The 12,444-nt window shown below is 40.3% G+C and carries 14 protein-coding genes; all 14 read left to right on the top strand.

The annotated features are described in order from the left end of the window. Positions 1–56: 56 nt before the first annotated feature. Positions 57–515 (top strand): YpbF family protein, encoded by a 459-nt coding sequence (locus tag AC2YHV_RS11560; RefSeq protein ID WP_034308074.1) that lies wholly within the window; start codon positions 57–59, stop codon positions 513–515. Positions 516–609: 94 nt separating this feature from the next. Continuing rightward, entirely contained in the window at positions 610–1,425 is an 816-nt protein-coding gene (locus AC2YHV_RS11565) for a metallophosphoesterase (RefSeq protein WP_487373330.1), read from the top strand. 98 nt (positions 1,426–1,523) lie between these two features. Beyond that, positions 1,524–2,417, top strand: coding sequence for a MerR family transcriptional regulator (locus tag AC2YHV_RS11570; protein ID WP_098865324.1), 894 nt, complete (start codon positions 1,524–1,526; stop codon positions 2,415–2,417). Between the two features lie 91 nt (positions 2,418–2,508). Then, a complete protein-coding gene (locus AC2YHV_RS11575; RefSeq protein ID WP_034308068.1) occupies positions 2,509–3,084 on the top strand; it encodes a genetic competence negative regulator in 576 nt (191 codons plus the stop codon). A 269-nt stretch (positions 3,085–3,353) separates the two neighbouring features. Further along, a complete protein-coding gene (locus AC2YHV_RS11580) occupies positions 3,354–4,631 on the top strand; it encodes a Glu/Leu/Phe/Val family dehydrogenase (protein WP_034308065.1) in 1,278 nt (425 codons plus the stop codon). 154 nt (positions 4,632–4,785) lie between these two features. Continuing rightward, complete coding sequence (locus tag AC2YHV_RS11585; RefSeq protein ID WP_487373234.1) at positions 4,786–5,754, top strand: YpdA family putative bacillithiol disulfide reductase; 969 nt, start codon at positions 4,786–4,788, stop codon at positions 5,752–5,754. A 27-nt stretch (positions 5,755–5,781) separates the two neighbouring features. Beyond that, on the top strand, positions 5,782–6,747 hold the full coding sequence (locus AC2YHV_RS11590) for an asparaginase (protein ID WP_106026843.1): 966 nt from the start codon (positions 5,782–5,784) through the stop codon (positions 6,745–6,747). 97 nt (positions 6,748–6,844) lie between these two features. After that, positions 6,845–7,531, top strand: coding sequence for a glutamic-type intramembrane protease PrsW (prsW, locus tag AC2YHV_RS11595; RefSeq protein WP_487373235.1), 687 nt, complete (start codon positions 6,845–6,847; stop codon positions 7,529–7,531). Between the two features lie 136 nt (positions 7,532–7,667). Further along, the gene (gene sleB, locus AC2YHV_RS11600; RefSeq protein WP_371748539.1) at positions 7,668–8,492 is read left to right on the top strand and encodes a spore cortex-lytic enzyme; all 825 of its coding nucleotides are present in this window, start codon (positions 7,668–7,670) and stop codon (positions 8,490–8,492) included. A gap of 14 nt (positions 8,493–8,506) precedes the next feature. Then, positions 8,507–9,862 (top strand): germination protein YpeB, encoded by a 1,356-nt coding sequence (gene ypeB / locus AC2YHV_RS11605; protein ID WP_487373237.1) that lies wholly within the window; start codon positions 8,507–8,509, stop codon positions 9,860–9,862. Between the two features lie 209 nt (positions 9,863–10,071). Further along, the gene (locus AC2YHV_RS11610; protein WP_487373239.1) at positions 10,072–10,248 is read left to right on the top strand and encodes a hypothetical protein; all 177 of its coding nucleotides are present in this window, start codon (positions 10,072–10,074) and stop codon (positions 10,246–10,248) included. 445 nt (positions 10,249–10,693) lie between these two features. Beyond that, positions 10,694–10,879 (top strand): YpfB family protein, encoded by a 186-nt coding sequence (locus tag AC2YHV_RS11615; protein WP_098865327.1) that lies wholly within the window; start codon positions 10,694–10,696, stop codon positions 10,877–10,879. 195 nt (positions 10,880–11,074) lie between these two features. Further along, complete coding sequence (gene cmk / locus AC2YHV_RS11620; protein ID WP_057276282.1) at positions 11,075–11,749, top strand: (d)CMP kinase; 675 nt, start codon at positions 11,075–11,077, stop codon at positions 11,747–11,749. Next, positions 11,746–12,333 carry a lysophospholipid acyltransferase family protein gene (locus AC2YHV_RS11625; RefSeq protein WP_170956575.1) on the top strand — a complete coding sequence of 196 codons (588 nt, stop codon included), beginning with the start codon at positions 11,746–11,748 and terminating at the stop codon, positions 12,331–12,333. The genes cmk and AC2YHV_RS11625 overlap by 4 nt, the downstream gene beginning before the upstream one ends. Positions 12,334–12,444 lie beyond the last annotated feature (111 nt).

The raw sequence follows: 12,444 nt of genomic DNA on the forward strand, positions 1-12,444 counted from the left end.
CATTTTTTCCTCTACTCTTTCATATCATGATTTGAAAGAGCAGAGGAGGAAATGCGATGGAATCGACAATCATTTTACTGGATGAGAAAACGGATCAAGCAACAAAACAAATGCTGCAAAATGTCGTGGATCGGAAGAAAAAATTCGAGGCACTTAAAAAGAAGCACCTTCAAAGCTTATGGGCAACCATGATTGTTGCTGTTCTTTTTATGATTTATCTTTATTTTTATATCGTTGTACCTTATTCTTATTCCTTTTTCAGTATGTTTAGTGTTTTCGTCGACCATTTTAGCCATTTCCTTTTTTTGGCGGCAGCGATTGGTCTATATGGATATATGGTTTTAATTAAAAAAAAGCTAGATAAAGCTGAAAAGGAGTTTCAACTGCTACGCTGTGAAATCATTAATAAAAGTAAGCAATTGTGGGAAAAAGAGGAAGAATGGAAAAATCGCCATAAGGTTTTTGAAATGATGAAGAAGAATTATGATATTAACCTATATCATGAAAATAAATGATGATCGCGTTAAATCATATTTAATTGCGGGTAATACCGTTTTATGGTTATATGAAAGTACGTTTGGATAAGGATGGAAAGAAGGTTTAACGATGATGTTATGGTTATCTGGATTATTTTTAATCATCATCCTGCTGTCATTTGCCATGATCTTTTACATGTGGCGTACGGCTATGCAAGATAGGGTGATTTCTCAAGACCTATATTTCAAAGACTTTCCTGAAGGCTTTGGCGATGTGCGGATTTTTTTTATATCCGATCTTCATCGGCGTATCGTTGCGGATAAATTGATTGAGGAAACACGTGACAAGGCAGATTTGGTGATAATCGGCGGTGACATTAGGGAAAGCGGGGTTCCCTTAGAACGTGTGGAAAAAAATATATTGAAGTTAAAAGAACTTGGTCCCCTTTATTTTGTTTGGGGTAATAATGATTATGAAGGAGACTTCCATGAATTGGATGCGACGCTTTTGAAACATGGGGTGAGGATCCTTGATAATACAGCTGTTTCTTTTGAGTCTCAGAATGGAAGTAAAATCGCTCTTCTGGGCATTGATGATATATCGGAAGAACGTGATAGGCTTGACCTTGCCCTGTCGGATTGCGGGAATGAAGATTTCCGGATTTTGGTGAGCCATAATCCATTGGTCAAGAAACAGTTGAATCCGGAACACCATATTAGTCTTGTCCTGTCAGGTCACACCCATGGCGGTCAGATTCGCATATTCGGATTCGGGCCCTATCAGATCGGAAGCGTTAAAAAAGAGGGGGACTGTATATATATGACGAGTAATGGCTATGGGACAAGCGCAGTGCCTTTAAGGCTTGAAGCTAAGCCTGAAACGCACCTCTTCACCCTGAAAAGGGGGACAGACACCGAAATAGGCGAAGCTGTGGAAAAAACCTATTAGGATGCTTTTAAGCGAGTATACCGGGATTTTACAGACCTTGAAAAATCCACTATAATTTCATCAAATGATCGTACAGTTATTGGAGGCCTTGTAAAACCATGCAAGAAGGTAAATATAATATAAAGGCAGTTTCAAAGCTGCTGGACATTCAGTCGGGAACCCTTAGGGCTTGGGAAAGGCGCTATAAATTTATCGAACCTGTAAGGAATGAATCGGGGCACCGGCTGTATACTGAAAAACATCTGCAAATCCTTAAGTGGCTCATTACTAAAACAAAGCAAGGTTTTACAATAAGCCAAGCCGTTTCACTTCTCGAAAGTACAGGCACCCTAGCGCCTGGAGTTCCTGAAACGAACCGTAAGGATGAACAAGCGATTAAGTTATCGGATGAATTAATCGAAGCTCTATTGAATTTCAATGAAAATAAAGCCCATATGCTGATAAGCCGGGCATTCAGTATGTATACAATCGAACAAACCATAGTGGATGTACTCGGTTCAATAATGGTTCAGATTGGGGATAAGTGGGAAAGGGGAGAAATTACTTCCGCTCATGAACACTTTGCGTCGAACATAATAAAATCCAGGATCAGTTCGGTTATGCATACAATTCCGACTAATGGTTTTCTTCCGAAAGCCCTTACCGTCTGCGCTCCCGGTGAAAAACATGAATTTGGACTATTAATCTTCACCATTTTTTTGAAGCGGAAAGGGTTTGAAACCATTTATTTAGGAGAATCCATTGCTGATAAGGACCTTTTCACCGTTCTAAACATCATTAAGCCCTCTTACCTATTCATGTCATGTTCACTGAAAGAGAATCTTGATGGAACATTTAAGCTGGTTGAAGCGTTAATAAAGGATTTTCCGGATTTGAAGGTGGGTCTTGGCGGTGCGGCTTTGAGCCTTATTTCTGAAGAAGACCGAACTGCCTTCAGCGGAGTCTTAATGGGGGACACGCAATCGAAATGGGAGGAGTGGCTGAAAGGTTAGCGACGGCCGTATTAGGAGAAATAATGGATATGCACTCTAAGACCAAGGCTTCATATGATGTATGAAGATGGTAACCAGGGGGCATTTTTTTATGAAGCTGGAGCGATTAACTAATAATAAAATCAAGATTTTTTTGACCCTTGATGATTTAATTGATAGAGGCATAACGAAAGAAGATATTTTAGGGAATTCCTTAAAGGTCCACAAGCTATTTCAGGATATGGTCGAAGAAGCGTGCGAAGAACTCAGCTTTAAAATGAGTGGCTCCATTGCAATCGAAATTTTCTCCTTGCCTGCACAAGGGTTGATAATCATTGTGACAAAGGAAGAAGAGGAACTATTGGCAGACGAAGAGGAATTTTTGGATTTACAGGTGAAAATTGATGATTTCCCCCATATTCTTTATGTTTTCGATGACTTTGAAGATATCGTCCAATTATCTCATAGATTATCTTTTCAAGGTTTGCTTAAAAGTACCCTTTATCATTTTGAGGGCAGATACTATTTACTTATCGAAAATGTTAAAGACACGACATATGACACGGTCATATCTCTAGCGGCTGAGTATGGCCATGCATCTACATTGACACTCAGCCGCATCAATGAATATGGAACATGTATCATCGAAAATGAAGCGATACATGTTTTGCTCAAACATTTTAGCTGATGTAAAACAAAGAAGACAAGGCAGCCGCATTACGGTAAAAAATGTGGTTTGCCTTTTTTTATGTCAACTTTCGGCCGAACAAGATATACGGTAAAAGAGGAAGAAAGCAGTTGATATGATAACGTTTTCATTTTTAGAATATTTCCAACTTTTAATTTCCCGTTTTTACTCTTGCATAAATGTAACGAAGGTGTATACTAGCACATGAAGAGGACTATTTGTACATTATAATATTATATATGGATGAGATATTCTAGGAGGTACTTTTAATGGAATCGGCAAAAGGCAATAGCCATGTAAATGAAGAAGAAAAACACGACGTACTGAGGTCAACCCAAACTGTAATACATAAAGCTTTGGATAAGCTGGGTTACCCGGAAGAAGTTTTTGAGCTGTTGAAGGAACCTTTGCGTTTATTGACGGTGAAGATACCGGTACGCATGGATGATGGATCGGTTAAAATTTTCACGGGTTACCGTGCGCAGCATAACGATGCTGTTGGGCCTACAAAAGGCGGTATCCGTTTTCACCCTAATGTAACGGAACGTGAAGTGAAGGCATTATCCATTTGGATGAGTTTGAAATGCGGCATCGTAGATTTGCCATACGGCGGGGGTAAAGGCGGTATCGTTTGTGATCCTCGTAATATGTCATTCCGTGAGCTTGAAAGACTGAGCCGGGGCTACGTTCGTGCAATTAGCCAAATCGTGGGGCCGACTAAGGATATCCCGGCACCTGATGTATTTACAAATTCCCAAATCATGGCTTGGATGATGGATGAATACAGCCGTATGGATGAATTCAACTCGCCAGGATTCATTACGGGTAAGCCGCTAGTGCTTGGTGGTTCTCATGGCCGTGAATCAGCCACTGCTAAAGGTGTAACGATCTGTATCAATGAAGCTGCCAAAAAACGCGGCATCGATATTAAAGGGGCACGGGTCGTCATTCAAGGTTTTGGTAACGCAGGTAGTTTCTTAGCTAAGTTCATGCATGACGCAGGTGCTAAAGTCATTGGTATTTCAGATGCATATGGTGCACTCCATGATCCGGAGGGATTGGATATCGATTATCTTCTCGATCGGAGAGATAGTTTCGGAACCGTAACGAAATTGTTTAAAAGCACAATTTCAAATAAAGAACTGCTTGAATTGGAATGTGATATTTTAGTTCCGGCTGCAATCGAAAACCAAATCACTGAAGAAAATGCTGCGGATATCAAAGCATCGATCGTTGTCGAGGCAGCTAACGGACCTACAACAATTGAAGCGACACAAATTTTGACGGATCGCGGAATCCTTCTTGTTCCTGATGTGCTTGCTTCTGCTGGCGGTGTAACGGTTTCTTACTTCGAATGGGTACAAAATAATCAAGGGTATTACTGGTCTGAAGAAGAAGTGGACGAAAAGCTGGAAAAAATCCTTATAAAATCTTTTAATAACATTTATGAACTTGCTCAATCAAGACGCGTTGATATGCGCCTAGCGGCTTATATGATCGGCGTAAGAAAAATGGCTGAAGCTTCTCGCTTCCGTGGTTGGATCTAAAAGGATTCAAATCGGTTTTAATATATAGTTAACATCATGTTCATTGCTTTATCATTGAAATGAATTGTAAAAACTCCTATCATGTATTGATAGGAGTTTTTATTTTTTAGACGAACGTATCACATAGTGGATGGAAAGGCAGTGGAGAATAAAGATGAATGTTGAAGAAGTCATTATCATAGGTGGGGGCCCGTGTGGATTGGCTGCTGCGATCGCTCTTAAAGAAGTGGGAATACAGTCCCTGATCATTGAAAAAGGAAATGTGGTTGATTCCATTTACCGTTATCCAACACATCAAACATTTTTCAGTTCGAGTGAAAAACTGGAAATTGGTGATGTCGCTTTTATAATCGAAAACCGTAAACCGGTCCGCAATCAGGCGCTAGCCTATTATAGGGAGGTAGTCAAAAGGAAAGAATTGCGGGTCAATACATTCGAAAAAGTAGAAAAAGTGGAAAAAAGAGAAGATGGCAAGTTTTTAGTCAAGACATCGAAAGGGGACTATACAGCTCTGCATGTGATCATATCTACCGGATACTATGACCATCCTAACTATATGTGCATACAGGGCGAACAGCTCCCTAAAGTATTTCATTACTTCAAGGAGGGCCATCCCTACTTTAATTGTGATGTTGCAGTCATCGGTGGCAAAAACTCAAGTGTGGATGCAGCTTTGGAATTGGTCAAATCAGGAGCAAGGGTATCAGTCCTTTATAGAGGATCGGATTACTCTCCAAGTATCAAACCTTGGATTCTTCCGGAATTCGAATCATTAGTCCGCAATGGAACGATCAAGATGGAATTTAATGCGAATGTCGACAGGATAACGGAAGACAGCGTGATTTATCATGTAGGTGATGAGGAAAAAGTCATTAAAAATGATTTTGTATTTGCAATGACTGGTTACCATCCTGACCATTCCTTTTTAGCTGCAATGGGCATAACTATTGATAAGGAGACTGGAAGGCCTGCATATAACGAGGAAACGATGGAAACGAACGTTAAAGGTCTTTATATTGCAGGAGTTCTGGCAGCCGGAAATAATGCGAACGAAATCTTCATCGAGAACGGCAGGTTTCATGGTGGATTGATTGCCTATCATTTGGCCGTTAAAGAAAAGTGAATGATATAAATGAGGAGCAGTGACCGTATGGAAAAAATATCGCTAATAACGACTGGTGGGACTATTGCCAGTAAAGAAACTGTGAATGGTATGCTGGCCTCTGGTGCATTGACTGGCCATGAGTTGGCATCACTTTGCGAATTGCCCAACGATATCGAGGTTAAGGTGGTTAATCTTTTCCAGATTTCAAGCATGTCCATGTCCTTTGAGAAAATGCAACAGCTTAATTTAGCCATTCAAAAGGAATTGGAGGATCCCGAAGTTACGGGAATCGTCGTGACACACGGTACGGATACACTTGAAGAAACGGCATATTTCCTTGATGTCACGAGTAAGGACCAACGTCCAATCGTATTAACCGGCTCCCAACGTTCTCCTCAAGAAGTGGGCACCGATGTATATTCCAATCTAAGGAATTCGATATTATGCGCTGCAAGTGATCTTATTAGGGATGTTGGGGTAGTGGTCGTTTTTAATGAGCGGATCTATTCAGCAAAGTATGTCAAAAAAGTTCATGCTTCCAATTTACAGGGATTTGAATCTTTTGGCTATGGATATTTGGGGATAATTGATAATGATGTCGTGAGCATCTATCAAAAACCTTTACATAGGGAGTGTTTTGATATTCAGAATCCCATCCCAAGGGTTGATATCATCAAGTGCCATACAGGAGCTGACGGCCTCTTTATTGATGCTGCGGTTGCAAACGGTGCGAAAGGCATCGTGCTCGAGGGTGTAGGAAGGGGGCAAGTCACCCCTGTAATGGTAACCTCCATACAAGCTGCAATCGATAAAGGAATCACGATCATCATGACTACAAGTGCAGAAGAAGGAAAAGTGTACCCAGCTTATGATTATGAAGGCAGCGCATTTGATCTAAAACAACGCGGTGTGATTTTAGGCGCTGATTATGACAGCAAGAAGGCACGAATCAAGTTAGCTGTCATGCTGGCCAGCGAAAACCCTATAGATGAGACCTTCTTTAAGTACTGAAGGATTAAATAAAAAATGGAAGAGTTGATTCTTGGATTCAGTTTTTCTTCATTCCATGGTACGATTAAGGAAACGAAGATGAAAAGAGGGTCAGCTAATGCTGGTCATGTTGTCAGCGGCTATTGCGCCAGGATTGGCGCTACTGAGCTATTTCTATTTGAAAGATCAATATGAGACCGAACCGATATCGGTTGTGGTCAAAACATTTATATTCGGTGTTTTTCTTGTATTGCCGATTATGTTCATACAGTATGTGCTCGAAACCGAACATATCTTGAATACGGATTTAGCAAATGCTTTTTTATGGGCTGCACTGCTTGAGGAATTCTTCAAGTGGTTCATACTCATTTACGTTATTTATCAGCATGTGGCATTCGATGAGCCATATGATGGGATTGTTTACGGTGCTGCAGTCTCCCTTGGATTCGCCACAATGGAGAATATTTTATACCTGCTGGCCAACGGGGTGGAACACGCTTTTCTCAGGGCCGTTCTCCCTGTATCCAGTCACGCTTTGTTCGGTGTGATCATGGGATATTATTTGGGCAAGGCGAAATTTTCGGCTTCGAATAATAGGGTCTATTTATTATTGGCATTGATCATACCAATTTCGTTACATGGGGTTTACGATTATATTTTGGTTTCCCAAAGATTTTGGGTGTACTTTATTATGCCATTCATGATTTATCTATGGTGGTTAGGCATGAAAAAAGTAAAGAAAGCACGTTTGTTGTCCGACTTTCACGCAGAAAAACTTTCACAGAATCACTACCTTAGCAAATGACGAATACTATCAAAAAACGGAGTGCTGGCATATTTTGCCCGCTCCGTTTTTTTTATGTTTGGAATAAAAAAGCCAGTAAAGAAGAAAATAGAATTACATTAATTCAAGAAAAAGAGGAGTGTTTTTGATGAAAGGAATTTCGTCAAAATGGAAATGGCTTTTGCTGTTTTCGTGTATAACTATATGTTTCGGAATTTACCCGGAAACAAGAACAAATGCCTTTTCGAGCCAAGTCATTCAAAAAGGTGCGGTTGGAGATGATGTAATTGAACTGCAGGCACGCCTGCAAAACATCGGTTACTATAACGGAAAGATTGATGGAGCCTATGGATGGGGCACTTATTGGGCACTTCGAAACTTTCAACAAGATTTCGGGCTGCCAATCGATGGTTTAGCAGGGACTACAACAAAACAGAAGTTAGCGAATGCGTCTAATTTCAATAAAGCATGGGTTCATGAGCAAATCAATAAAGGAAACGAGTTCACCTATTTTGGGGGGGTCCCCATTGAAAAACAGGTAAAAGCGAAAGGAAATGGAACTGGAGGGACCGCTACCGGAAAAGCCCCTTCCAAACCAACGACATCTGCCAATCTTCCAGGGGGTTATTCTCAAAACGATATACAGCTGATGGCCAATGCCGTTTATGGAGAGGCGCGAGGGGAGCCATATACAGGTCAGGTTGCCGTGGCAGCTGTAATCCTGAATAGGGTGGAAAGTGCCGCATTTCCTAATACCATTTCTGGAGTGATTTTTGAACCTGGGGCGTTTACGGCTGTTGCGGATGGACAGATTTGGCTTACACCGAACGAAAGGGCGAAAGAAGCCGTGGTGGATGCTATCAATGGGTGGGATCCAAGCGGTAATGCAGAATATTACTTTAATCCCGATACGGCAACAAGTAAATGGATCTGGTCAAGGGAACAAATTAAAAGAATCGGAAAACATATCTTTTGTAAGTAAAGAGGTGAAGGAAAATGATCAGGAATATAGTGATTGCCCTGCTTGTTGTAGTTGTTGCGGGAACTGCATTCTGGGGTTATCAAGAACATAAGGAAAAAAATGCTGTATTAATCAACGCGGAAAATACGTATCAGCGTGCCTTTCATGATTTAAGCTATCAAGTGGATTTATTGCACGATAAGGTCGGCAGTACTTTGGCCATGAATTCACGTTATTCATTAAGTCCGGCGTTAACAGATGTTTGGCGTATCACTTCCGAAGCCCAGAGTGATGTCGGGCAGTTGCCATTGACCTTGCTGCCTTTTAACAAGACAGAGGAATTTTTATCGAAAATTGCGGACTTCAGTTATAAAACAGCGGTACGAGACCTTGAAAAAGAACCATTGGATGATAAGGAATATGCGACACTGCAATCCTTGTACACACAGGCAGGAGACATTCAGGGCGAGTTAAGGAAAGTGCAGTATCTAGTCCTTAAAAACAATTTAAGATGGATGGATGTCGAGATGGCTCTTGCATCAGGAAAAGAAAATTCGGATAACACGATCATTGACGGATTAAAGACGGTAGAGAAAAAAGTATCTGGGTATGGGGAAACAAATGAGATGAACCCGACTTTTACTTCTGCACAACAGAAGGATGAAAACTTCAAAAATTTGCAAGGTGAAACCATTACGAAAGAAGAAGCGATCGCGACAGCAAAAAACTATGCACACTCAAAAAGCAAAAATTTGAAGGTTAATGTGGAGGAAAATGGAAAAGGTTCCGATTATGGATTTTATAGTGTGAGCATCCTCGATAAAGATTCAGATACTGAATTGAATATGGATTTGACAAAAAAAGGCGGTTACCCTATTTGGTATATCAATAATAGAGACGTGAACAAAACAAATATTGATTTGAATCAAGCCTATACAAAAGCCGAAGCTTTTTTAAAGGAACATGATTTCAGTTCACTTGAATTATTTGAAAGTGCTCAATACGATAATATCGCATTATTGAATTTCGTAACATCAGAAAATGGAGTCAAGATTTACCCGGATTCAGTCAAGGTCAAAATCGCATTGGATGATGGATCCGTTATAGGTTTTTCAGCTGATGAGTATTTAAAATCACATAAAACCAGGGAAGTAGGGAATCCGAACATATCCGAGAAAGAAGCAAAGGACAAAATCAACAGCAACGTAAAAATAATGGAAGAAGGAAAGGCGTTAATCACCAATGATATTGGTGAAGAAGTTCTTTGTTATGAATTTCTCGGTACGATTAAAGACGATACCTACCGTATTTTCATTAATGCAGATACCGGTCAAGAAGAAAAGGTGGAAAAATTAAAGAATTCCGAACCGGTATATGAGAATTTAATTTAAAACAATCGCCAATCATAAGTTGTAGGGAAATGTGCTTAGTCACTTTCCCTTTTTCTTATGACATAATAACTTCATGATTATTGGATTATATGGGCCGTAGAGGTATTATGTGGTTTCCTCCTATCGAAAAGGACGTGGACGACGATGTTTAAAATTGGTGATATATCAATACTCGAACCGAAATACATACCACAGAAGGAAAAGTTCAAATGAATGTTTGTAGAAATGGGATCGGGTTGTTTCTAGACTTTCCCATCGATGTAGAGACTGGAAAAATTGCATTCCTTATGGATGGGACACAATTCAATGTCACACTTTCCAATGAAGAGCAGGCTGTTTATACCCATGATGCAACTATTGCTGCCCGAAGCAGAAACGTTTGTTAAAATCCAGTGGAGGCAAATTCGTACTCCTGGATGTAACCTTGGATACGGCCATTCATCGGAGAACATTCCGAATCTACCCCTTTTCGCACATTAACGGAGGATATCAGCGCTGGCGCAGCTTCCATAAGGCTTTTAAAAGGCACTGCAATTCAATCGGTTTCGCAATTATACCTGTGGATGCCGCTTACGTTGAAATCAGGTGAGTTTCATTATTTAAGGTTAAAAAGCAAAGTCATTCGCGTAACGGAAAAGAGCATGGAAATATGCTGCTGCACGTCCAATTTCGTGAACCTTCAAAAAATGATATACAGACATTAATGAGGTTTATATTTGAAAAGCAGGTGGATTTAAAGAAAAAAGGTTTGCATGTTTAACTTGATTGAATGAAAAACAGCGATTCCATCCATACTGCTAATATAAACGGATGGAGGGTGCGGTGGCTTATATGAAAACATTTGAAAGACTATTAATTAAAGTGATCATCATCCAATTGGCCTGCTTATTTTTTTTCCAATTCCTTTTGAGCAGGGAGGAGCAAATCTTTGATTTGACCAAGCTCTCGAGGTATGAAGGTGTCACCAGCAATAATTATACGAAAATCATTGAAACATTCAATGGGCCCCATAAGTAAAAGCGGTGATACCCGCTTTTTTTTGTAAGAAGATTTTCAGTAAAACGATAACGTTTGATGGCTGTTGGGATCAAAAAAAGAACAAAGGTGATTTTGATCGTACACATCCCTTTTATTAATGATTTTCCCGCTAGTTGTGATAAAATGAAAAGGTACTAAATAATCAGCATGATTGTAGGATTCTTGGGAGGATTTATGAAAAAAAAATTATCAGTCGCAATCGATGGACCAGCTGCTGCTGGAAAAAGCACGGTTGCTAAAATTGTTGCAGAAAAGTTCAATTACATATATGTGGATACAGGGGCAATGTATAGGGCCATTACCTATAAGGCCCTTAATCAAAAGATTCTTCTTAATGATGAACAAGCATTATCAGAAGTTCTCATCAATACGGAAATCGAATTAAGACCAAGTGAAAATGGGCAGTTGGTTTTCTTGGATAACGAGGACGTGACAGCCCAAATCAGGAACAATGAAGTGACTGGTTCCGTTTCGGAAGTGGCCAAGCACCGGAGCATCCGGGAGGAATTGGTTCGCAGGCAGCAAATCTTAGGTGAAAATGGCGGTGTCGTCATGGATGGCAGGGACATCGGTACGCATGTGTTACCAAACGCCGAAGTAAAGGTATTTCTAATCGCTTCTGTGGATGAAAGGGCACAGCGGAGGCATCAGGAAAATATATTGAAAGGTTTTCCATCGGATATCGAAAAATTAAGGGAAGAAATCGCAACAAGGGACAAGCTGGACTCCGAACGCGAGGTATCGCCATTGAAAAAGGCAGCGGATGCTATCGAAATCGATACGACCTCATTATCGATTCAGGAAGTTGCAGAAAGTATCATGTCTTTAATAGAAGAGAGGAAAAGATGACATTGGATTTTTACACATTTGCCAAGAACATCGTAAAAGGCGTTTTAACGCCTTCGTTTAGGGTTAAAGCACTCGGAAAGGAACATATCCCTAAAGAGGGCGGTGTATTGATTTGTGCCAATCACATTGATAATTTGGATCCGCCCGTAGTTGGCATGACGTCTCCAAGGGATATTCATTTCATGGCGAAAGAAGAGTTGTTTCATGCACCTGTTTTAAAGGGTATATTACCAAGAGTAAATGCATTTCCCGTGAAACGTGGCAATAGCGATCGGGAATCCCTTAGGAAAGGCTTGAAGCTTTTGAAGGAGGGCAAGGCGATTGGTCTGTTTCCCGAGGGAACCAGAAGCAAGACTGGTCAATTGGGAGAAGGTTTGGCGGGGGCAGGATTTTTTGCGTTGCGGTCTGATGCCGTTATCATACCGTGTGCAATCATCGGCCCATATAAATTTTTACGTCCATTGAAGGTCGTTTACGGTCCTCCAATAAATTTTACCGAATATCGTGAACAGAAAATATCAGCCGATGAAGCCACCAAGATCATCATGGAGCATATTGGGAAATTGATTTCCGAGCATAAATAAACCTTCATACTTGACAATTTTCTGATTTTGTTAGAATTTATAAAATAAGGGTATTGTTCCTTATTGCCGATGAAAAGGAATTATAAATTTATTACTCTAAAAAAAACTGTT

Source organism: Peribacillus sp. SRI_006 (assembly GCF_057586375.1).